General features: G+C 53.1%; 17 protein-coding genes and 2 tRNA genes. 10 read left to right on the forward strand and 9 right to left on the reverse strand.

The annotated features are described in order from the left end of the window. Complete coding sequence (gene narL, locus F8561_RS10365) at positions 1–651, reverse strand: two-component system response regulator NarL (protein WP_003856701.1); 651 nt, start codon at positions 649–651, stop codon at positions 1–3. Beyond that, positions 644–2,440, reverse strand: coding sequence for a nitrate/nitrite two-component system sensor histidine kinase NarX (gene narX, locus F8561_RS10370; RefSeq protein ID WP_025203922.1), 1,797 nt, complete (start codon positions 2,438–2,440; stop codon positions 644–646). The genes narL and narX overlap by 8 nt, the downstream gene beginning before the upstream one ends. Positions 2,441–2,749: 309 nt before the next feature. Here narX and F8561_RS10375 point away from each other — a divergent pair, with 309 nt between their 5' ends. The 5 genes from F8561_RS10375 (at position 2,750) to narI (ending at position 11,188) form a co-directional block, all read left to right on the forward strand. Further along, a complete protein-coding gene (locus F8561_RS10375; protein WP_020882361.1) occupies positions 2,750–4,147 on the forward strand; it encodes a NarK family nitrate/nitrite MFS transporter in 1,398 nt (465 codons plus the stop codon). Between the two features lie 381 nt (positions 4,148–4,528). Then, positions 4,529–8,272, forward strand: coding sequence for a nitrate reductase subunit alpha (locus tag F8561_RS10380; protein ID WP_151887410.1), 3,744 nt, complete (start codon positions 4,529–4,531; stop codon positions 8,270–8,272). After that, on the forward strand, positions 8,269–9,804 hold the full coding sequence (narH, locus tag F8561_RS10385; RefSeq protein ID WP_020882363.1) for a nitrate reductase subunit beta: 1,536 nt from the start codon (positions 8,269–8,271) through the stop codon (positions 9,802–9,804). The genes F8561_RS10380 and narH overlap by 4 nt, the downstream gene beginning before the upstream one ends. Continuing rightward, positions 9,801–10,511: a nitrate reductase molybdenum cofactor assembly chaperone gene (gene narJ / locus F8561_RS10390; RefSeq protein ID WP_040017698.1), complete on the forward strand. Its 711-nt coding sequence runs from the start codon at positions 9,801–9,803 to the stop codon at positions 10,509–10,511. Before narH ends, narJ begins: the two co-directional genes overlap by 4 nt. Beyond that, positions 10,511–11,188 carry a respiratory nitrate reductase subunit gamma gene (gene narI / locus F8561_RS10395; RefSeq protein ID WP_151887411.1) on the forward strand — a complete coding sequence of 226 codons (678 nt, stop codon included), beginning with the start codon at positions 10,511–10,513 and terminating at the stop codon, positions 11,186–11,188. The genes narJ and narI overlap by 1 nt, the downstream gene beginning before the upstream one ends. Here the strand turns inward: narI and F8561_RS10400 are convergent. Continuing rightward, positions 11,185–12,081 carry a DMT family transporter gene (locus tag F8561_RS10400; RefSeq protein WP_151887412.1) on the reverse strand — a complete coding sequence of 299 codons (897 nt, stop codon included), beginning with the start codon at positions 12,079–12,081 and terminating at the stop codon, positions 11,185–11,187. The two genes, narI and F8561_RS10400, sit on opposite strands and share 4 nt — an antisense overlap. Before the next feature lie 107 nt (positions 12,082–12,188). On the opposite strand from F8561_RS10400, the gene F8561_RS10405 reads away from it, so the two are divergent. After that, positions 12,189–12,632 carry an Lrp/AsnC family transcriptional regulator gene (locus tag F8561_RS10405; protein WP_014170457.1) on the forward strand — a complete coding sequence of 148 codons (444 nt, stop codon included), beginning with the start codon at positions 12,189–12,191 and terminating at the stop codon, positions 12,630–12,632. Positions 12,633–12,693: 61 nt separating this feature from the next. On the opposite strand, the gene F8561_RS10410 is transcribed toward F8561_RS10405, so the two are convergent. The 4 genes from F8561_RS10410 to F8561_RS10425 all read right to left on the reverse strand — a co-directional run bounded on the left by F8561_RS10410 (position 12,694) and on the right by F8561_RS10425 (position 14,405). Continuing rightward, positions 12,694–12,778 (reverse strand) — tRNA-Tyr (locus F8561_RS10410). Between the two features lie 35 nt (positions 12,779–12,813). After that, positions 12,814–12,898: transfer RNA gene (locus tag F8561_RS10415), tRNA-Tyr, on the reverse strand. Between the two features lie 157 nt (positions 12,899–13,055). Beyond that, positions 13,056–13,898: a formyltetrahydrofolate deformylase gene (gene purU / locus F8561_RS10420; protein WP_014170456.1), complete on the reverse strand. Its 843-nt coding sequence runs from the start codon at positions 13,896–13,898 to the stop codon at positions 13,056–13,058. A gap of 48 nt (positions 13,899–13,946) precedes the next feature. Continuing rightward, entirely contained in the window at positions 13,947–14,405 is a 459-nt protein-coding gene (locus tag F8561_RS10425) for a YchJ family protein (RefSeq protein WP_025203926.1), read from the reverse strand. Positions 14,406–14,519: 114 nt separating this feature from the next. On the opposite strand from F8561_RS10425, the gene rssA reads away from it, so the two are divergent. The 3 genes from rssA (at position 14,520) to galU (ending at position 17,636) form a co-directional block, all read left to right on the forward strand. Continuing rightward, positions 14,520–15,422, forward strand: coding sequence for a patatin-like phospholipase RssA (rssA, locus tag F8561_RS10430; RefSeq protein WP_032669742.1), 903 nt, complete (start codon positions 14,520–14,522; stop codon positions 15,420–15,422). A gap of 91 nt (positions 15,423–15,513) precedes the next feature. Then, positions 15,514–16,527 carry a two-component system response regulator RssB gene (rssB, locus tag F8561_RS10435; protein WP_134178728.1) on the forward strand — a complete coding sequence of 338 codons (1,014 nt, stop codon included), beginning with the start codon at positions 15,514–15,516 and terminating at the stop codon, positions 16,525–16,527. Between the two features lie 200 nt (positions 16,528–16,727). Beyond that, the gene (gene galU, locus F8561_RS10440; RefSeq protein WP_014170452.1) at positions 16,728–17,636 is read left to right on the forward strand and encodes a UTP--glucose-1-phosphate uridylyltransferase GalU; all 909 of its coding nucleotides are present in this window, start codon (positions 16,728–16,730) and stop codon (positions 17,634–17,636) included. Positions 17,637–17,836: 200 nt separating this feature from the next. Here the strand turns inward: galU and hns are convergent, their stop codons facing one another. Continuing rightward, positions 17,837–18,250, reverse strand: a complete 414-nt coding sequence (hns, locus tag F8561_RS10445) for a histone-like nucleoid-structuring protein H-NS (protein ID WP_008502781.1) — start codon at positions 18,248–18,250, stop codon at positions 17,837–17,839. A 549-nt stretch (positions 18,251–18,799) separates the two neighbouring features. On the opposite strand from hns, the gene tdk reads away from it, so the two are divergent. Then, complete coding sequence (gene tdk, locus F8561_RS10450) at positions 18,800–19,414, forward strand: thymidine kinase (RefSeq protein ID WP_025203928.1); 615 nt, start codon at positions 18,800–18,802, stop codon at positions 19,412–19,414. 65 nt (positions 19,415–19,479) lie between these two features. Here tdk and adhE read toward each other — a convergent pair whose 3' ends face one another. Then, positions 19,480–22,158 (reverse strand): bifunctional acetaldehyde-CoA/alcohol dehydrogenase, encoded by a 2,679-nt coding sequence (gene adhE / locus F8561_RS10455; protein WP_025203929.1) that lies wholly within the window; start codon positions 22,156–22,158, stop codon positions 19,480–19,482. Between the last annotated feature and the right edge of the window lie 96 nt (positions 22,159–22,254).

Below are 22,254 nucleotides of genomic sequence, written 5' to 3' on the forward strand. Positions count from 1 at the left end.
TTAAAAAATACGTTCCTGGTGTACCCATACCGCGGCTTCAACCCGGGATTTTAACTTCATTTTCTTCAGCATATGTTTCACATGCACTTTGACCGTGCTTTCGGTGATATCCAGGCGACGCGCAATCATTTTATTCGGCAGGCCCTGGGCAATCAGCTTCAGAATATCGCGCTCACGCGGCGTTAACTGACTGACATCGCGATCCGAGGTGGCGCGGTTTGCCCGCAGGCTGGCGGCCAGCACCGGCGTTAAGGCTTCGCTCAGTACCATCTCACCCGCGGCGGCCTGTTGCAGGGCCTTGAGCAGATCTTCCGGCTCCATATCTTTCAGCAGGTAGCCGTCCGCGCCACGCTTGAGCGCCGTCACCACATCCTCTTCATGGTTCGAGACGCTAAAGACCACTACGCGTCCGGAGAGCGATTTTTCCCGCAGCTTGTCGAGCGTTTCCAGACCGTTCATGCCCGGCATGTTGAGATCGAGCAGGATCAGATCGGGATCAAGCGATTCGGCAAGCTCAATGCCCTGTTCGCCATTGCTGGCTTCGCCAACGACGGTGATATCGGGTGCCATGCTGACCAGCTGTTTAACGCCAGTACGCAGCATCGGATGGTCGTCGATCAACAGGATGGATGCCGGTTCCTGATTAGTCATGGGTTTCTCCTTGAGCAGTTGTGAGCGGTTTTTCGGGAATAAAGGTGACCACGACTTCCGTGCCACCTGTCTCTCGCCGGCGAACCTGGCAATCACCGCGCAGGCTTTGGGCGCGGTCTCGCATGATAATTAAACCATAATGGTTAGTTCTTTCGGCATTTTCCGGCACGCCGCAGCCGTTGTCATGAACCGTGAGCCTGACCTGATTATCGTGCTGGCTGACGGTAACGGTGACCGCCGTCGCGTCAGCGTGTTTGAGCACGTTGCTCAGGGCTTCACGGGCGATCTGCAGTAGATGAATCGCCTGATGGGAGGGGACAAACCGTGGCGGCAGCTGATAATCAAGCTTCACCGGGAACCCCAGTCGGGCGCTAAATTCATGGCAGCTGGACTCCAGCGCGGGGCGCAGGCCAGGTTCGGTCAGCTGCAGGCGGAAGGTGGTCAACAGCTCGCGAAGCTGAATCCATGAGGTATTGAGCTCGTTGCGGATCTGGCTCAGCAGCTGTTTGTTGCTTTCCGGCATCTCCGCATCCTGCATCTGCAGACAGCTGACCTGCATTTTCATACAGGAGAGCGACTGGGCGATGGAGTCATGCAGTTCGCGCGCGATAGTCGCACGCTCTTCCATGACGATCAGCTGCTGTTGCTTTTCCTGATGGCGGTCGAGCGCCAGCGTAGCGGTCAGCTGCTCGACCAGCGTATCGACCAGCTGCTGCTGATCGTGGCTCAGATGCCGCCCGGCGGGCAGCGTGGCCAGCAGGATACCGTACTGGGTATGGCTGTCCGTCAGTCGCCACTTCAGCGTCGTACCGCCGGAGGTCAGGGGCGGCAAGCCTCGCGGGCAAAGATGACAGCCTTTGTCATCGCAGGACATGTCGGACTGACAGGTAAATTCCTGATGATTATCTTCATCTTCAACATCGTAGACCCGCAGCTCCAGGTCATGCAGCAAGGTCAGATTTTGCAGGCCATTCAGCACCGGCGAGAGGCGTTCACATAACGGCACCTGCATATGCAGACGACGGTTGGCCTGCCACAGGAAGGAGAGGATTTCGTTTTTCTGCTCCAGCCCTGCCGTTTTCTCCTGCACGCGTTTTTCCAGCACGGCGTAGCTTTCGGAGAGTTCTTCCGACATGGTATTGAGCGCCTGGCCCAGCATCGCCATTTCATTACGCCCGCTGATATGCGTGCGCTGAGTAAAATCACGTGCGGTCACCGCGCGGGCCATCGCCAGCAACTGTTTCCAGGGGTTCAACAGCCGGGCGCGCAGCCAGAGGATGGTGAAAATCAGCAGCAGCCCCATAAACAACGCCATGGCACGGTGAACCATCAGCACCCGGTCGATACGCAATTCGGTGGTCTGATCGAAAGAGGAGACCAGCGCGTCAATACGCGACACAAAGCCCGCGACGTCCCGTGCTACGGTCTCAGTATTGCGCGCCTGTTTCAGACCAGGCTGAAGCTGGGTGTGCCAGTAGTTTTGCAGGGATTTAAGCTGTGATTCCTGCCCGTCACGGATGGCGGCACGTTCCAGCTCCGGGCTGAACGCGGTACGCTCCATTTCGTCGATCAGAGGCTGATCGTCTTCCGTCAGCGGTACCGACGCCAGCAGGCGGTAACTCTGCATGCGCAGAGAGCCTGCCTCGTTGATGGCATGCGCATTACCCTGTACGCCCTGTACCAGCCAGCCAGAAATCGCCATACCGGTCACACCGAGGGCGGTGGACAGCATAACGATCAGTGCCAACTGGTTAACCAGTGTTAGCGGAGATAAACATCTTTTTAACATAGAGTTGCCGGGCTCCTGACGTGGCCTGCTTGCAGGAATGGCGCTATTCTGGTGCATACCCAGGAGTATACCCATACCAATAAAGGATTACCCCTAAATTGCCAACGGAGTAAGCGGCAGGAGGAGGCGGTATCGGGGACGCTTCAGTGCCGTGAAAAACCACGTCTTTTTTACTGAAATAGCCTACTCACTAAGGATAAGGGCTGTTTTCGCGCTGTAAAACCTCCCACTTTTCCTTTGATTTATATCAACTTACCGCCGCCCTAAAACCCTAATGTTTGCAGCATCATTCGAGAATCAGAGGTGTCTATGAGTCACTCATCCGCTCCCGAAAGGGAAAATGGTGCCGTTATTACTGAATGGCGTCCAGAGGATCCGGCGTTCTGGCAACAGCGCGGCCATCGTATAGCGAGCCGGAATCTGTGGATTTCCGTTCCGTGTTTGCTGTTAGCGTTTTGCGTATGGATGTTGTTTAGTGCAGTGGCAGTCAATCTGCCAAAAGTGGGTTTTACCTTTACGACCGATCAGCTGTTTATGCTGACCGCGTTGCCGTCGCTGTCCGGTGCGCTGCTGCGCGTCCCTTACGCGTTTATGGTGCCGGTGTTTGGTGGTCGTCGCTGGACGGCGTTCAGTACGGGCATCATGATCGTACCTTGCGTGTGGCTGGGTTTTGCGGTGCAGGATACCTCCACGCCTTTCAGCGTGTTCGTGATTATCTCCCTGCTGTGCGGTTTTGCTGGCGCTAACTTCGCCTCCAGTATGGCGAACATCAGCTTCTTCTTCCCGAAAGCGAAGCAGGGCGGTGCGCTGGGTATTAACGGCGGTCTGGGAAACATGGGCGTAAGCGTGATGCAGTTAATTGCACCGCTGGCAATCTCTGTCTCCATTTTTGCAGCCTTTGGTGGCGGTGGTGTCGAGCAGGCGGATGGTTCTTCCCTGTACCTGCAGAATGCGGCGTGGATTTGGGTTCCGTTCCTGGTGGTCTTCACCCTGGCGGCATGGTTCTTTATGAACGATCTGTCGGCATCTAAGGCTTCGCTGAGCGAGCAGTTGCCGGTGCTGAAACGCGGGCACCTGTGGGTCATGGCGCTGCTTTATCTGGCAACCTTCGGGTCGTTTATCGGTTTCTCCGCAGGCTTTGCCATGCTGTCCAAAACACAGTTCCCGGAAGTGCAGATCCTGCAGTTTGCCTTCTTTGGTCCGTTCATCGGTGCCCTGGCGCGTTCACTGGGCGGGATGGTGTCTGACCGTCTGGGCGGAACACGCGTGACGCTGGTGAACTTTGTGATCATGGCTGTTTTCTGTGCGCTGCTGTTCCTGACGCTGCCCGCCAATGGCCAGGGTGGCAACTTTACCGCCTTCTTCGGCGTGTTTATGGTGCTGTTCCTGACGGCCGGTCTGGGTAGCGCATCGACCTTCCAGATGATTTCCGTTATCTTCCGTAAACTGACGATGGATCGCGTTAAAGCGCAGGGCGGAAGCGAAGAGCAGGCCATGCGTGAAGCCGCGACGGATACGGCTGCTGCACTGGGCTTTATCTCTGCCATCGGCGCAATTGGCGGTTTCTTTATTCCGAAAGCGTTCGGTATCTCTCTGGACCTGACCGGCTCTCCGGCAGGAGCAATGAAAGTCTTCCTCGTTTTCTATATCGCCTGCGTAGTGATTACGTGGCTGGTATATGGCCGTAATACCAAAAAAAATAAGTAAGTGTGATTATCCGTTTGCGCGGCCTTCGGGCCGCGTTTTTTTATTACTACAGTAGTTACAACATACTGATGGCGTTTGAGGAACAATGCCTGCGGGTAACACTGTGATCGCCATCGCTTTACAGGGCGTTCTACCCCTTAATACCTGAGATGTTAAATTTAGCCCTGCTTTTTGTACGATAAATTATAAATATCATTATAAATCAATAGATTATAAAAATTAAAAATCTACCGCTTTGGTGGTATCCGATCTAATACCCCACCTGAAACTCCCTCTCCGCCTTGATCGTTATCAATTCTCGCCATCTATCAGAGCGTTACCTTCGCTGCAAATCAGCAATGTCGATTTAGAGAGCCACAGGCTCCACACAGGAGATACCCGATGAGCAAATTTTTGGACCGGTTTCGCTACTTCAAACAGAAGGGTGAAACTTTTGCCGATGGGCACGGCCAGGTTCTGGAGACCAACCGGGACTGGGAAGACGGTTACCGTCAGCGCTGGCAGCATGACAAAGTCGTCCGTTCGACCCACGGCGTGAACTGCACTGGCTCATGTAGCTGGAAGATTTTCGTTAAAAACGGCCTGGTGACATGGGAAATGCAGCAGACCGACTATCCGCGTACCCGTCCGGATATGCCAAACCACGAACCTCGTGGCTGCCCGCGTGGTGCAAGCTACTCCTGGTATCTGTACAGCGCCAACCGTCTGAAATACCCTCTGATGCGCAAACGCCTGATGAAAATGTGGCGTGAGGCGAAAGTGCTGCACAGCGATCCGGTTGATGCCTGGGCATCCATTATCGAAGATGCCGACAAAGCAAAAAGCTTTAAGCAGGCGCGTGGGCGCGGTGGTTTTGTTCGTTCTTCCTGGAAAGAGGTCAACGAACTGATTGCTGCCTCTAACGTTTATACCGTCAAAACCTACGGACCGGACCGCGTTGCAGGCTTCTCGCCTATCCCGGCGATGTCGATGGTCTCTTACGCCTCAGGTGCTCGCTATCTGTCGCTTATCGGCGGAACCTGTCTGAGCTTCTACGACTGGTACTGCGACCTGCCGCCAGCCTCTCCGCAGACCTGGGGCGAGCAGACCGACGTGCCGGAATCCGCTGACTGGTACAACTCCAGCTACATTATTGCCTGGGGTTCTAACGTTCCACAGACCCGTACGCCGGATGCCCACTTCTTCACGGAAGTGCGTTACAAAGGCACCAAAACCGTTGCGGTGACCCCGGACTATGCGGAAATTGCCAAGCTGTGCGACCTGTGGCTGGCCCCTAAACAGGGTACCGACTCCGCGATGGCGCTGGCGATGGGCCACGTGATGCTGCGTGAGTTCCACCTCGATAAACCCAGCCAGTATTTTACTGACTATGTTCGTCGCTATACCGACATGCCGATGCTGGTCATGCTGGAAGAGCGCGATGGCTACTATGCAGCAGGCCGCACGCTGCGTGCCGCCGACCTGGTGGATGCGCTGGGTCAGGAAAACAATCCTGAGTGGAAAACGGTCGCCTATAACAATAACGGCGAGCTGGTTGCACCCAACGGCTCTATCGGTTTCCGCTGGGGCGAGAAGGGCAAGTGGAACCTCGAGCAGCGTAACGGTACCACCGGTGAAGAGACTGAACTGCGTCTGAGCATGCTGGGTAGCCAGGACGAAATTGCTGATGTGGGCTTCCCGTACTTCGGCGGCGAAGGGTCCGAGCATTTCAACAAAGTTGAGCTGCAGAACATCCTGATGCATAAGCTGCCGGTCAAACGTCTGCAGCTGGCGGATGGGTCGACGGCGCTGGTGACCACCGTATATGACCTGACGCTGGCCAACTACGGCCTGGAGCGCGGCCTGAATGATGAAAACTGCGCAACCAGCTACGACGACATCAAAGCGTATACCCCGGCCTGGGCAGAGCAGATCACCGGCGTGCCGCGTGGACACATCACCCGTATCGCCCGTGAATTCGCTGAAAATGCTGACAAGACGCATGGCCGTTCAATGATCATTGTTGGTGCCGGTCTGAACCACTGGTATCACCTTGATATGAACTATCGTGGCCTGATCAACATGCTGATCTTCTGCGGTTGTGTGGGTCAAAGCGGCGGCGGCTGGGCGCACTATGTCGGCCAGGAAAAACTGCGTCCGCAGACGGGCTGGCAGCCACTGGCGTTTGCCCTCGACTGGCAGCGTCCGGCGCGTCATATGAACAGTACGTCTTACTTCTACAACCACTCCAGTCAGTGGCGCTACGAGACGGTAACGGCCCAGGAACTGCTGTCGCCAATGGCGGATAAATCCCGCTACAGCGGCCACCTGATCGACTTCAACGTCCGCGCTGAACGCATGGGCTGGCTGCCGTCTGCACCTCAGTTAGGGACTAACCCGCTGCGCATTGCTGACGAGGCGAAGAAAGCGGGCATGACCCCGGCGGATTACACCGTCAAGGCACTGAAAGACGGCACCATTCGCTTTGCGGCCGAGCAGCCTGAAAACGGCAAAAACCATCCGCGTAACCTGTTTATCTGGCGCTCTAACCTGCTGGGCTCCTCCGGTAAAGGCCACGAGTACATGCTGAAATATCTGCTGGGTACTGAAAACGGTATTCAGGGGAAAGATCTTGGCAAGCAGGGCGGCGTGAAACCAGAAGAAGTGGAGTGGAAAGACAACGGTCTGGACGGCAAGCTGGATCTGGTGGTGACGCTGGACTTCCGTCTGTCCAGTACCTGCCTGTATTCCGATATCGTGCTGCCAACCGCCACCTGGTATGAAAAAGACGACATGAATACCTCGGATATGCATCCGTTTATTCATCCGCTGTCTGCAGCCGTTGACCCGGCCTGGGAATCCAAAAGCGACTGGGATATCTACAAAGATATCGCGAAGAAATTCTCCGAAGTGTGCGTAGGACATCTGGGCAAAGAGACCGATGTGGTGACCCTGCCGATTCAGCACGACTCTGCAGCCGAACTGGCGCAGCCGCTGGACGTGAAGGACTGGAAAAAAGGCGAGTGTGACCTGATCCCGGGGGTGACTGCGCCGCACATTATTCCCGTTGAACGTGACTACCCGGCAACGTACGAACGCTTTACCTCTATCGGCCCGCTGATGGAAAAAATCGGTAACGGGGGTAAAGGGATTGCGTGGAATACCCAGAGCGAAATGGACCTGCTGCGTAAGCTCAATTACACCAAAGCGGACGGCCCGGCCAAAGGCCAGCCAATGCTGAACACGGCCATTGATGCTGCAGAAATGATCCTGACTCTGGCACCGGAAACCAACGGTCACGTGGCGGTGAAAGCATGGGCGGCACTGAGTGAGTTTACCGGTCGCGATCATACCCATCTGGCGACGAATAAAGAGGAAGAGAAGATCCGCTTCCGCGATATTCAGGCTCAGCCGCGCAAAATTATCTCCAGCCCGACCTGGTCTGGCCTGGAAGATGAACACGTCTCCTACAACGCTGGCTACACCAACGTTCACGAACTGATCCCATGGCGTACCCTGTCCGGTCGTCAGTCCCTGTATCAGGATCACCAGTGGATGCGCGACTTCGGGGAGAGCCTGCTGGTTTATCGTCCGCCAATCGATACCCGCTCCGTGAAAGCGGTAATGGGTACGAAATTGAACGGTAACCCGGAGAAGGCGCTGAACTTCCTGACGCCACACCAGAAGTGGGGCATTCACTCCACCTACAGCGACAACCTGCTGATGCTGACGTTGTCCCGCGGTGGCCCGATTGTGTGGATGAGCGAGACGGACGCCAAAGATCTGGGCATTGAAGATAACGACTGGATCGAAGTGTTCAACAGCAACGGTGCGCTGACGGCGCGTGCGGTTGTCAGCCAGCGTGTCCCGGCCGGGATGACCATGATGTACCACGCGCAGGAACGTATCGTTAACCTGCCGGGTTCTGAAATCACCGAGCAGCGCGGCGGCATTCACAACTCCGTGACCCGTATTACGCCAAAACCGACGCACATGATCGGCGGCTATGCGCAGCTGGCCTACGGCTTTAACTACTACGGCACGGTAGGATCTAACCGCGATGAGTTCGTGGTGGTACGTAAGATGAAGAATATTAACTGGTTAGACGGCGAAGGTAATGACCAGGTACAGGAGAGCGTAAAATGAAAATTCGTTCACAAGTCGGCATGGTGCTGAATCTGGATAAATGCATCGGCTGTCATACCTGCTCAGTCACCTGTAAAAACGTCTGGACCAGCCGCGAAGGGATGGAGTACGCGTGGTTCAATAACGTGGAAAGTAAACCCGGCACAGGCTTCCCGACCGACTGGGAAAACCAGGAGAAATGGAAGGGCGGCTGGATCCGTAAAATCAACGGTAAACTGCAGCCGCGCATGGGTAACCGTGCGATGCTGCTCGGTAAAATCTTCGCCAACCCGCATCTGCCGGGCATCGATGATTACTACGAGCCGTTTGATTACGACTACCAGAACCTGCACAACGCGCCGGAAAGCAAACATCAGCCGATCGCACGTCCACGCTCGCTCATTACCGGACAGCGTATGGATAAGATCACCAGCGGTCCAAACTGGGAAGAGATTCTGGGCGGCGAGTTCGAAAAACGCGCCAAAGACCAGAACTTCGAGAACATGCAGAAGGCGATGTACGGCCAGTTCGAAAACACCTTCATGATGTATCTGCCGCGTCTGTGCGAGCACTGCCTTAACCCGGCGTGCGTGGCGACCTGTCCGAGCGGAGCCATCTATAAGCGTGAAGAAGATGGCATTGTGCTGATCGACCAGGACAAGTGCCGCGGCTGGCGTATGTGTATTACCGGTTGCCCGTACAAAAAAATCTACTTCAACTGGAAGAGCGGCAAGTCTGAGAAGTGCATCTTCTGCTATCCGCGTATTGAAGCCGGTATGCCAACCGTCTGCTCTGAGAGCTGCGTGGGCCGTATTCGTTACCTCGGCGTGCTGCTGTATGACGCGGACGCGATTGAAAATGCAGCCAGCACCGAGAACGAGAAAGATCTCTATCAGCGTCAGCTGGACGTTTTCCTTGATCCTAACGATCCGAAAGTGATTGAGCAGGCGCTGAAAGACGGCATTCCGCAGAGCGTGATTGACGCGGCGCAGCAGTCTCCGGTGTACAAAATGGCGATGGACTGGAAGCTGGCGCTGCCGCTGCATCCGGAATACCGCACGCTGCCGATGGTTTGGTACGTGCCGCCGCTGTCTCCGATCCAGTCTGCTGCGGATGCGGGTGAGCTGGGCAGCAACGGCATTCTGCCAGACGTGGAAAGCCTGCGTATCCCGGTTCAGTATCTGGCAAACCTGTTAACCGCAGGGGATACCCAGCCGGTCCTGCTGGCGCTGAAACGTATGCTGGCGATGCGCCACTTCAAACGCGCTGAAACCGTTGACGGTGTTAACGATACCCGTGCACTGGAAGCGGTAGGTCTGACCGAAGCCCAGGCGCAGGAGATGTACCGTTACCTGGCGATTGCCAATTACGAAGACCGTTTCGTGGTGCCGAGCAGCCACCGAGAACTGGCTCGCGAAGCCTTCCCGGAGAAAAATGGCTGTGGCTTTACCTTTGGCGATGGATGCCACGGTTCAGACACGAAATTCAATCTCTTCAACAGCCGCCGCATTGATGCCCTGGATGTGACGAGCAAAACGGAGCCGCACCAATGATTGAACTTGTCATTGTTTCGCGTCTGCTCGAGTACCCTGATGCTGCGCTTGCGCAGCATCAGCAGGAGCTCTTTGATGCACTCGCGTCATCTGAAAATCTTGAGAAAGAGGATGCCCAGACACTGGCCGTTTTCCTCCGGGATCTGTTAGCGCGCGATTTACTGGATGCGCAGGCGGATTACAGCCAGCTGTTTGACCGCGGACGCGCGACGTCGCTGCTGCTGTTCGAACATGTTCACGGTGAGTCACGTGACCGCGGTCAGGCGATGGTTGACCTGATGGGACAGTACGAGCAACACGGCCTGCAGCTTGACAGCCGCGAGCTGCCGGACCACCTGCCGCTCTACCTTGAGTATCTGGCGCAGTTGCCTAAAGAGGAGGCGCTGGGTGGTCTGCAGGACATCGCGCCGATCCTGGCGTTACTCGGCGCACGACTTCAGCAGCGCGAGAGCCGTTACGCGGTGCTGTTCGACCTGCTGGTGAAACTCGCCAACGCATCGGTCGACAGTGAAAAAGTTGCGGAGAAGATCGCCGATGAAGCCCGCGATGATACGCCACAGGCGCTGGATGCGGTCTGGGAGGAAGAGCAGGTGAAATTCATGGCTGACCAGAACTGCGGTGAGTCTGAAATCTCTGCTCACCAACGTCGTTTTGCCGGAGCCGTTGCCCCGCAATATTTGAATATCTCTAACGGAGGACAGCAATAATGCACTTCCTGAATATGTTCTTCTTTGACATTTACCCGTATATCGCGGGCACCGTATTCCTGGTGGGAAGCTGGCTGCGTTATGACTACGGCCAGTACACCTGGCGTGCTGCCTCCAGCCAGATGCTCGATCGCAAAGGGATGAACCTGGCTTCTAACCTGTTCCACATCGGGATCCTGGGGATTTTTGCGGGTCACTTCCTCGGAATGCTGACGCCGCACTGGATGTATGAGTCATTCCTGCCGATTGAGGTGAAGCAGAAAATGGCGATGATTGCCGGCGGTGCCTGCGGCGTGATGACGCTGGTGGGCGGTTTACTGCTGTTCAAACGCCGTCTGTTCAGCCCGCGCGTTCGCGCGACCACCACCGGGGCGGACATTCTGATTTTGTCCCTGCTGATGGTGCAGTGTGCGCTGGGTCTGCTGACCATTCCATTCTCGGCTCAGCATATGGATGGCAGCGAAATGATGAAGCTGGTCGGCTGGGCACAGTCTGTGGTGACTTTCCACGGTGGTGCGTCTGAGCACCTTGACGGTGTGGCGTTTATCTTCCGCGTGCACCTGGTGCTCGGGATGACGCTGTTTGTGCTGTTCCCGTTCTCTCGTCTGGTGCATATCTGGAGCGCACCGGTGGAGTATCTGACGCGCAAATATCAGATTGTTCGCGCCCGTCGCTAATGTGCTGATTTGATCCTAACCCCGCACTCGCGGGGTTTTTTCTCGCCCCAGCCCAGGTTATTACCTGCCGCCGCAAACAGTATCAATGCACCCCCTGCCAGTTGCGTGATATTCAGCGAGTGTCCGAACACCACGTTATCGACAATTATGGCCACCACGGGATAGATAAAAGACAGAGAACCGGTAACGGGCGTCGGGAGCTTCTGGATCGCGCTATACAGCAACTGATACATGATCCCGGTGTGGACGACACCTAACGTCAGTAAAATCGGCCATGGGAAATCAGCTGATAATGCCGGCTGGTGGGCGAAGGGCAACAGCATGACCACGCCGGTCAGTACCTGAATAAAGGCGATATGCTGGGGCGCAACTGATTTCAGTCTGCGGGCGATTATGGCTGTCAGTGCGTAGAAGAAAGCGGCTCCCATCGCCAGACCGATTCCTGCGAGCCAGCCTTCGCCCTGTGCGCCATTCAGCTCACTGGAGAGCAGGATGACCACGCCGCCAAAGGCGAGAACGAGCCAACCCCATTTCACCAGGCTCACGCGTTCTCCTAAAAACATCCCCATCAACACCAGCATAAACGGCTGAGTGTTATAGACCACGGTAGAAAGGCCGATTGAAATACGTTCATAAGCCGCGAACAGCAGCAACCAGTTCACCACTAACGCAACACCGCCCAGAATTGCCAGCAGTAGCGTGACACGGGTGAGCGGACTAAATGGTTTTCGACTTATTCGGATGAAAATAAAAAGGGCCATCGCCCCGATCAGGCATCGCCAGAAAACCACTTCCGTCACCGGCAGGCCGGAAAGCAGAACAAACGCGCCAATCGAGCCGGAAATTAACATCGCCAGGCTCATCTGCCAGACGCCTTTTTGTACATCACCCATTGTTCACCTCCTGATTAATGACGATATTGTCGAATACCGCTGTCGGGAATAACATGGCTGATATAAGGTGAAATACAGTGATGGCTTTTTTAAATTAGGTAAAAACGATGGAAAACCTTCTCGATGACATCGATCGCCAAATCCTGGCCTGTCTGGTTGAGGATGCGCGCATGTCGCTAAAGGTACTCAGCGGACGTATTGGACTGACATCTCCCAGTACAGCAGAGCGTCTGAAAAGACTGGAAGAGCGCGGGGTGATTGAAGGGTATGGCGCGCGCGTCAATCTGACGGCGTTGGGGTATACGTTGCAGGCGCTGGTGCGGGTTCGTCCTTTACCGGGGTTGCTGCAAAAAGTAGATAAGTACATTCAGGCCATGCCGGAATGTATTGAGAGCGATAAAGTCACCGGTGAAGACTGCTTTGTTATCAGGCTGGTCGTGCGGTCGATTGAGCAACTGGATGCGTTGCTTGATGGTCTGGCGGAACATGCTCAGTGTAATACGTCGATCGTGAAAAGTTCACCGGTGAAGCGCCGGTTGCCACCAATGTGATCGTCTGTTGCTATGCATGACACATCGTTTGAAATACATCACTGGATTGGCTGTGAGATGATGGTGGTGGGGGAAGGATTCGAACCTTCGAAGTCGATGACGGCAGATTTACAGTCTGCTCCCTTTGGCCGCTCGGGAACCCCACCAGGGGTAATTCAAATTTTGAGGTAATGCTGAGAGATGGTGGTGGGGGAAGGATTCGAACCTTCGAAGTCGATGACGGCAGATTTACAGTCTGCTCCCTTTGGCCGCTCGGGAACCCCACCACGGGGTAATGCTATTTACTGGCCTGCTTCCTGCTGGAAGCGGGGCGCATCATATCAAATGAGACGCCCCTGTAAAGCGTTACCACAATAAAAATAAACTGGTTGCCTGAATTTTACGCGTTAAGCTGTAAAGCTAACCAGTTCATTTTCTTGTCGATTAAAGAATAATCGTTCTGTTACCGTAAACGAACACACGTTGCGCAAGCACCTGATAGAGCGCACGACTGAGTACGTTCTTCTCTACGTCACGCCCGGCGCGCATCATATCTTCTGCGGTATAGGTGTGATCCACGTGAATCACGTCCTGCATAATGATTGGGCCTTCGTCCAGGTTGTCATTCACGTAGTGCGCGGTGGCACCGATGATTTTCACACCGCGTTCGTACGCCTGGTGATAAGGACGTGCACCGATAAAGGCTGGCAGGAATGAGTGATGGATGTTGATGATCTTGTTCGGGAAACGCGCCACGAAGGATGGGGTCAGCACACGCATGTATTTCGCCAGTACCACGTAATCCGGGTTATGCGCTTCGATAGCATTGGCCATCAGGTTGTCATGTTCTTCACGGGTATGGCCTTCATGGCTGACCAGCTCAAACGGAATATCAAAACGTTCAACCAGCGTGCGCAGCGTCTCGTGGTTACCGATAACGGCAGCGATTTCAACATCAAGGCCACCGTAGTTTGCTTTCATCAACAGATCGCCAAGACAGTGGGCTTCTTTCGTCACAAGAATAACAACGCGACGACGGCCAGCGGGTGTCAGTTCACGCACGGAGCCTTCAGGCAGCGCGCTGTCGAGATCGGCAAGCAGGGTGGTGTCGTTGAAAATCCCTTCGAGTTCGGTACGCATAAAGAAGCGTCCGGTACGGTGGTCAACGAACTCGTTGTTCTGCACGATATTCAGTTCATGCTTATAACAAATGTTGGTAATTCGTGCGATCAGCCCTTTTTGATCGGGACAGATGGTGCGCAGAACTTTACGTTGTAGTGATTGCATCGCCGGGAAATCCTGTTTGAGTATTTGCGAAGTCTGGGTTGTCAGGCATTACTGCCCGCAACACTTTTTAAATTTTTTACCTGAACCACAAGGGCAGGGATCGTTACGACCAAACTGTGGGCGCGTTCCGTCAATATAATACCATTGCCCGCTTTCCTTTAAGAACCGGGAACGTTCGATAATGGCACCGGGCTTATTGCGTTCGATAAAGCGGGCAACGAAGCTGACATAACCTTCATCAGCATCACTTCCCGTTGACGATTCATAGACGGTAAGGCCGAGCCATTGGGTATTAGCAAACCCGGCTTCAATATCCTGTCTGAAATCGGCAGCGTGGCAGGACGGGTGCCAGGTTTTAATCAGGTAGTCTGCGTCTTTGATCACAAAAGCAGTATACCGTGAACGCATGAGGTGTGACGGGTCTGGTGCAACCTGATCGCCAGACAGATATCGCTGGCAACATAGGCTATACTCCAGAGCGCTACCACAAGGGCAGAGTTGAGACACGATTCTCTTCCTGGAACAAAAAATAAGGGCGTTAAACGCTTCGGGTAGCACCATGTTAACTGAGCAGTTGCGTTGATGCTATGTCAGGAATCCAGGGGACGTAAAACAGGGCTAATGAGAAAGGTTAAAATTGGACTGGCGCTGGGCTCAGGTGCAGCCCGGGGATGGTCGCACATCGGCGTGATAAATGCCTTAAAGCAGATGGGCATTGACGTTGATATTGTTGCAGGGTGTTCAATCGGATCGCTTGTGGGGTCCGCATACGCGTGTGGAAAGCTTCCGGAACTTGAAACCTGGGTACGCTCCTTCAGTTACTGGGACGTATTGCGCCTGATGGATCTCTCGTGGCAGCGCGGTGGGTTGCTGCGCGGTGAACGGGTCTTTAACCAGTTCCGTCAGATTATGCCTCTCGATGACTTCAGTCATTGTCAGTTACCCTTCGGTGCCGTTGCGACGAACCTCAGTACCGGCCGCGAACTCTGGCTTACCGAAGGGGATATCCATCTTGCCGTTCGCGCGTCCTGCAGCATGCCGGGCTTAATGGCCCCTGTTCCGCACAACGGTTACTGGCTTGTCGACGGAGGCGTTGTTAACCCGGTCCCCATTTCCCTGACCCGCGCTATGGGTGCCGATATCGTGATTGCAGTGGATTTACAGCACGACGCTCATCTGATGCAACAAGACCTGATGCCAGTCAATCTTCAGAGTGAAGATGCCGAGGGCGAAAAACTGGCCTGGCATGAGCGTCTGCGCGGACGTCTCGGGCGCATGGCCGCCCGGCGTGCGGTAACTGCACCCACGGCGATTGAAATTATGACGACCTCAATCCAGGTCCTGGAGAACCGCCTCAAGCGCAACCGCATGGCTGGCGACCCGCCGGATATTCTGCTTCAGCCGTATTGTCCGCAAATTTCTACCCTTGATTTCCATCGGGCTGAGGCCGCCATCGCAGCGGGCTCGTTAGCCGTCGAAAAGAAAATAGATGAGTTGCTGCCTTTTGTGCGAACAGCACGTTAAGCACCTTTTTTTGACTACTTCAGCAAAATCTGACAGGCGACAGTGCCGATAGCATGCCACTATGTAGTTACTGTCAGCCAGGGGAGGAACCATGACGAAGCCATTGGCCGGAAAACACATTTTGATTGTTGAAGACGAGCCCGTTTTCCGATCGCTACTGGATTCGTGGTTATCATCACTGGGGGCAAACACTTCACTGGCTGACGATGGCATCGACGCGCTGGAAAAAATGGTCAATATCACGCCTGATCTGATGATTTGTGACCTTGAAATGCCACGGATGAATGGACTGAAGCTGGTCGAACATCTGCGCAATGAAGCCAACCAGATGCCGATACTGGTGATTTCCGCCACAGAGAACATGGCGGATATAGCCAAAGCCTTACGTCTGGGGGTTCAGGATATTCTGCTTAAACCGGTTAAAGATCTTAGCCGGCTTCGTGAAACCGTCTTAGCCTGTCTTTATCCCAATATGTTTAATTCCCGGGTTGAGGAAGAGGAACGCCTTTTCCAGGACTGGGACGCCTTAGTGAGTAATCCCCCTGCGGCGGCGAAACTGTTGCAAGAACTTCAACCGCCGGTACAACAAAATATTTCTCACTGTCGTGTGAATTATCGTCAGCTGGTGGCCGCTGACCAGCCAGGGCTGGTGCTCGATATTGCGCCATTATCGGATTCAGACCTTGCATTTTATTGTCTTGATGTCACCCGGGCAGGGGATAATGGTGTATTAGCCGCGTTATTACTTCGCGCGCTATTTAACGGGTTGCTGCAGGAACAACTCTCCCATCAGGGACAGCGGCTTCCCGAGTTAGGCAGTTTACTCAAACAGGTAAACCAGCTTTTTCGTCAGGCCAATTTACCCGGACAGTTTCCGCTGTTGGTAGGTTATTACCACAGCGGTTTGAAAAATCTTATCCTCGTTTCCGCGGGGCTTAATGCCTCGCTGAATACCGGGGAACATCATATTCAGGTCAGTAACGGTGTCCCGCTTGGAACATTGGGTACGGCTTATCTTAATCAAATTAGCCATCGTTGTTCCTCCTGGCAGTGCCAAATTTGGGGTGCCGGGGGACGGCTACGCTTAATGTTGTCCACGGAATAAGCAGTTGGAACTTAATTTTAAGATTGCTTTACCTGTGATTTATGGGGAGTGCTACTATCGCTGCCCGGAATCATGCGTATTTGTCCTAATTGATCGGCAACGCGTTCTTTTCAGACCCGGACTGCGGGATGAGGCTGATATACTTAACGCGTTATTTATTGCATAAAAGTTCAAAACTTGAACAGCTCAGGAGAATTTGAATGGCTGCCCTAAATTCGAAAGTCAGAAAGGCCGTCATCCCGGTAGCGGGATTGGGGACCAGGATGTTACCAGCAACTAAGGCGATTCCTAAAGAGATGCTGCCTCTGGTTGATAAGCCATTAATTCAGTATGTCGTTAACGAATGTATCGCGGCCGGCATTACTGAAATTGTGCTGGTTACACATTCATCAAAAAACTCTATCGAAAACCACTTCGATACAAGTTTTGAACTCGAAGCCATGCTGGAAAAACGTGTTAAGCGCCAGCTGCTGGAAGAAGTTCAGTCTATTTGCCCGCCACACGTCACCATTATGCAGGTGCGTCAGGGTCTGGCTAAAGGTCTGGGCCACGCAGTCATGTGTGCGCATCCCGTTGTAGGCGATGAGCCTGTTGCGGTGATCCTGCCTGACGTTATTCTAGACGAATATGAATCAGATCTTTCTCAGGACAATCTGGCTGAGATGATCAAACGCTTCGATGAAACAGGCAGCAGCCAGATCATGGTTGAACCTGTGGATGACGTTACCGCTTACGGTGTTGTTGACTGCAAAGGCGTTAACCTTGAACCGGGTGAGAGCGTGCCGATGATTGGCGTGGTTGAGAAGCCTAAAGCCGACGTAGCGCCTTCTAATCTGGCGGTTGTAGGTCGTTATGTCCTGAGTGCTGAAATCTGGCCTCTGCTGGCGAAAACGCCTCCAGGAGCGGGTGATGAAATCCAGCTTACCGATGCCATTGATATGCTGATCGAGAAAGAGACCGTTGAAGCTTACCATATGAAAGGTAAGAGCCATGACTGCGGTAATAAGCTCGGTTATATGCAGGCGTTTGTAGAATATGGCATTCGCCACAATACGCTCGGTGAAGAATTTAAAGCCTGGCTCAAAGAGAGCGCGGGTATTAAGAAATAACTCAGGCTTCATTTGATCTGAACCGGTGAGGCTCTGCCCACCGGTTTTTTTATGCCCATAACACGCCGTCATCACGTCCGATTGTAAGGCAAACTAAATAGCCAAATAACGCTTTATGTCAGAGTGTAAGGGGATGTTTGCGGTAAATTGCGGGTAAAAAAAATCCCGCATTACGCGGGATTTTTCTGGAAGCGAGATGATTAATCCTTGATCAGGAAGTCATCCAGCTGTTTACCTTGCTCGTCCATTGCTTTCTTGATAACAGCAGGAGTACGACCCTGGCCGGTCCAGGTTTTAGTTTCGCCGTTCTCGTCAACATAGCTATATTTAGCAGGACGAGCAGCGCGTTTTGCTTTGGTACCGGTTTTAGCTGCAGCCATGCTGTTCAGCAATTCATTTGGATCGATACCATCAGCAATCAGCATTTCACGATATTGCTGCAGTTTACGAGTACGCTCTTCGATTTCAGCAGCAGCAGCGCTTTCTTCTTCGCGACGTTCATTAACTACAACTTCTAATTTTTCCAGCATTTCTTCAAGCGTTTCGAGGGTACATTCTCTTGCCTGCGCACGAAGAGTACGGATGTTGTTCAGAATTTTAAGTGCTTCGCTCATTGTAGTAATCTCAAACTTATAATGGGGGGTGGTTTGTTGTCCTAATAATAGAGCGATAAATTCAGTTGTGCAATAGCTGGGAATGTAAGGAATTCAAAAAATAGTGAATATTGCCGCTATTATTAATTACGCTAACTTAAATTTCATAACCCGCCAGTCTCGCTTGTTATCACGTAAAGTGGCTTAACGCAGTCGATTGCATCTTTTTTTTGTGACATTTGCCTCAGGAATTATAGTTGCGGCGGATAAATATCAGCCTTTTGTATTAGTTTACACTGGGTATGTTAAGGCAGAAATAGTTAATAAATAGTGAATTTTAATGAACGATGATTCCACTATAAAATGAAGTGTTATGTTTGGCTGACCCTATAACATATTGGCTGGGCTGGATGCGTTTACTTCATGTTTTAACGCATTATTTTTGCAAAATGCCGGCGGTAAACCTCGCGCTGAACCGCATAGTCTGTGCGTCGTATCGCTGATAACCAGACAAAATATGGTACAATGAATCATCGGTAATATTACACATTGATTAGGGTTTTACGGCCAATGGCACAACTTTATTTCTACTATTCGGCAATGAATGCCGGGAAATCGACAGCGCTACTGCAATCCTCATACAATTACCAGGAACGTGGGATGCGTACCGTTGTTTATACGGCTGAAATTGACGACCGCTTTGGTGCAGGGAAGGTGAGTTCCAGAATAGGCCTCTCATCGCCTGCGAGGCTGTTTAACCCGCAAACTGACCTGCTGGAGGATATCCGCACAGCGCATGCTTCACAGCCCATCCATTGTGTTCTGGTTGATGAAAGCCAGTTTCTGACGCGTGAGCAAGTTCATGCGCTTTCAGAGGTTGTCGATGAGCTTGATATTCCCGTTCTGTGCTATGGACTGCGCACTGACTTTCGTGGTGAGCTATTTGCCGGCAGCCAGTATTTACTTGCGTGGTCGGATAAACTCGTTGAACTTAAAACCATCTGTTTTTGCGGCCGTAAAGCCAGCATGGTGCTTCGCCTCGACCAGGCCGGAAAACCCTATGCTGATGGCGAGCAGGTGGTGATAGGTGGCAATGAGCGCTACGTATCGGTGTGCCGTAAGCATTATAAGGAAGCGTTGATTGTCGGCTCACTGACGGCGCTTCAGCCTGACAACCGCAAATAATCCTTCACAGTAAAATGCAGACATAAAAAAACCCGCCAGAGGCGGGTTTTTTATCAGGCTGTCAGTTACGCGTTTTTCTTCGCTTTCTTGTCAGCTTTAATGACAGGTGCGTCTACTTTCACAGCAACAGTGTCATTTTCTTTGAACTCGCGGCCGTAGAAGGTATCCAGCAGGATCTGTTTCAGCTCAGAGATCAGCGGGTAGCGCGGGTTGGCACCGGTACACTGGTCATCGAATGCATCTTCAGACAGCTTATCAACATGCGCGAGGAAGTCAGCTTCCTGAACGCCCGCTTCACGGATAGATTTAGGAATACCCAGCTCAGCTTTAAGACTTTCCAGCCATGCCAGCAGTTTCTCAATCTTCGCCGCAGTACGGTCGCCCGGTGCGCTCAGACCCAGGTGGTCTGCGATTTCAGCGTAACGACGACGTGCCTGTGGACGGTCGTACTGGCTGAAAGCAGTCTGCTTGGTTGGGTTGTCGTTCGCGTTATAACGGATAACGTTGCTGATCAACAGGGCGTTCGCCAGACCGTGAGGAATGTGGAACTGTGAACCCAGTTTGTGTGCCATTGAGTGGCAAACACCCAGGAAGGCGTTAGCAAACGCGATACCGGCGATGGTTGCTGCACTGTGAACACGTTCACGGGCTACAGGGTTTTTAGACCCTTCATTATAAGACGCTGGCAGGTTTTCTTTCAGCAGTTTCAGAGCCTGCAGAGCCTGGCCGTCAGAGAACTCAGAAGCCAGTACGGAAACGTAAGCTTCCAGGGCGTGAGTCACTGCATCCAGACCACCGAACGCACAGAGTGATTTCGGCATTTCCATGACCAGGTTGGCATCAACGATAGCCATGTCTGGCGTCAGCGCGTAGTCAGCCAGTGGGTATTTCTGACCGGTTGCATCGTCGGTTACAACGGCAAACGGCGTGACTTCTGAACCTGTACCGGAAGTGGTAGTAACGGCGATCATTTTCGCTTTTACGCCCATTTTCGGGAACTTGTAGATACGTTTACGGATGTCCATAAAGCGCAGCGCCAGTTCTTCGAAGTGTGTTTCTGGGTGCTCGTACATAACCCACATGATTTTCGCGGCGTCCATTGGGGAACCACCACCCAGTGCGATGATCACATCGGGTTTGAAGGAGTTCGCCAGTTCAGCACCTTTACGTACTACGGTCAGGGTTGGGTCAGCTTCAACTTCAAAGAACACTTCAGTTTCAACGCCAGCCGCTTTCAGAACAGAAGTGATCTGATCTGCGTAGCCGTTGTTGAACAGGAAACGGTCAGTCACGATGAGCGCACGTTTGTGGCCATCAGTAATCACTTCATCCAGCGCGATTGGCAGAGAGCCACGGCGGAAGTAGATAGATTTCGGAAGTTTATGCCACAACATGTTTTCAGCTCGCTTAGCAACGGTTTTCTTGTTGATCAGGTGTTTTGGACCAACGTTTTCAGAGATGGAGTTACCACCCCAGGAACCACAACCCAGAGTCAGGGAAGGTGCGAGTTTGAAGTTGTACAGGTCACCGATACCACCCTGAGAAGCCGGGGTGTTAATCAGGATGCGCGCAGTTTTCATCATCTGACCGAAGTGAGCAACGCGCTCTGGCTGGTTATCCTGGTCGGTGTACAGGCAAGAGGTATGACCGATACCCCCCATTGCAACCAGTTTCTCCGCTTTTACTACCGCGTCTTCGAAATCTTTCGCACGGTACATAGCAAGCGTAGGCGAGAGTTTTTCATGAGCGAACGGTTCGCTTTCGTCGACAACTTTAACTTCGCCGATCAGAATCTTGGTGGTTGCCGGAACGGTAAAGCCGGCGAGTTCAGCGATTTTATAGGCTGGCTGACCAACGATGGCGGCGTTCAGCGCGCCGTTTTTCAGAATGATATCCTGAACGGCTTTCAGCTCTTTGCCCTGCAGCATGTAGCCGCCGTGGCTGGCGAAACGTTCGCGAACTGCATCATAGACGGAATCAACAACAACAACGGACTGTTCAGACGCACAGATAACACCGTTGTCGAAGGTTTTAGACATCAGTACAGATGCAACAGCACGTTTAATATCGGCCGTTTCGTCGATAACAACAGGCGTGTTACCCGCACCTACACCGATAGCCGGTTTACCGGAGCTGTATGCTGCTTTAACCATGCCAGGACCACCGGTTGCCAGGATCAGGTTAATGTCCGGGTGGTGCATCAGGGCGTTAGACAGTTCAACAGACGGTTGGTCGATCCAGCCGATCAGATCTTTTGGCGCACCCGCAGCGATAGCAGCCTGCAGCACGATATCCGCTGCTTTGTTGGTGGCATCTTTAGCTCGTGGGTGAGGGGAGAAGATGATTGCGTTACGGGTCTTCAGGCTGATCAGCGATTTGAAGATGGCGGTAGACGTTGGGTTAGTCGTTGGAACGATACCGCAAATAATACCGATAGGTTCAGCAATGGTGATGGTACCGAAGGTATGATCTTCAGCCAGGACGCCGCAAGTCTTCTCATCTTTATAGGCGTTATAGATATACTCTGAAGCAAAGTGGTTTTTGATCACTTTATCTTCAACGATACCCATGCCGGATTCAGCAACGGCCATTTTAGCGAGAGGGATTCGAGCATCTGCAGCAGCCAGAGCGGCCGCGCGGAAGATTTTATCAACCTGTTCTTGGGTGAAATTGGCGTATTCACGCTGGGCTTTTTTCACGCGCTCGACGAGTGCGTTCAGTTCAGCGATATTAGTAACAGCCATAATGCTCTCCTGATAATGTTTAAACTCTTTTAGTAAACCAGCGCTCGATACGTCTGACAGTATAGACAGAGCCACTACGACTTGCGTTAGATAAAG

The organism is Enterobacter sp. 198, assembly GCF_009025585.1.
In the GTDB taxonomy this organism is placed as follows: domain Bacteria; phylum Pseudomonadota; class Gammaproteobacteria; order Enterobacterales; family Enterobacteriaceae; genus Enterobacter; species Enterobacter ludwigii.

Coding starts and splice junctions, on each gene's coding strand:
- F8561_RS10380 (WP_151887410.1), top strand. CDS start 4,529: ATGAGCAAATTTTTGGACCGGTTTCGCTACTTCAAACAGAAGGGTGAA.
- tdk (WP_025203928.1), top strand. CDS start 18,800: ATGGCACAACTTTATTTCTACTATTCGGCAATGAATGCCGGGAAATCG.
- F8561_RS10375 (WP_020882361.1), top strand. CDS start 2,750: ATGAGTCACTCATCCGCTCCCGAAAGGGAAAATGGTGCCGTTATTACT.
- narL (WP_003856701.1), bottom strand. CDS start 651: ATGACTAATCAGGAACCGGCATCCATCCTGTTGATCGACGACCATCCG.
- rssA (WP_032669742.1), top strand. CDS start 14,520: ATGAGAAAGGTTAAAATTGGACTGGCGCTGGGCTCAGGTGCAGCCCGG.
- adhE (WP_025203929.1), bottom strand. CDS start 22,158: ATGGCTGTTACTAATATCGCTGAACTGAACGCACTCGTCGAGCGCGTG.
- F8561_RS10400 (WP_151887412.1), bottom strand. CDS start 12,081: ATGGGTGATGTACAAAAAGGCGTCTGGCAGATGAGCCTGGCGATGTTA.
- F8561_RS10405 (WP_014170457.1), top strand. CDS start 12,189: ATGGAAAACCTTCTCGATGACATCGATCGCCAAATCCTGGCCTGTCTG.
- galU (WP_014170452.1), top strand. CDS start 16,728: ATGGCTGCCCTAAATTCGAAAGTCAGAAAGGCCGTCATCCCGGTAGCG.
- purU (WP_014170456.1), bottom strand. CDS start 13,898: ATGCAATCACTACAACGTAAAGTTCTGCGCACCATCTGTCCCGATCAA.
- narI (WP_151887411.1), top strand. CDS start 10,511: ATGCACTTCCTGAATATGTTCTTCTTTGACATTTACCCGTATATCGCG.
- rssB (WP_134178728.1), top strand. CDS start 15,514: ATGACGAAGCCATTGGCCGGAAAACACATTTTGATTGTTGAAGACGAG.
- narX (WP_025203922.1), bottom strand. CDS start 2,440: ATGTTAAAAAGATGTTTATCTCCGCTAACACTGGTTAACCAGTTGGCA.
- narJ (WP_040017698.1), top strand. CDS start 9,801: ATGATTGAACTTGTCATTGTTTCGCGTCTGCTCGAGTACCCTGATGCT.
- narH (WP_020882363.1), top strand. CDS start 8,269: ATGAAAATTCGTTCACAAGTCGGCATGGTGCTGAATCTGGATAAATGC.
- hns (WP_008502781.1), bottom strand. CDS start 18,250: ATGAGCGAAGCACTTAAAATTCTGAACAACATCCGTACTCTTCGTGCG.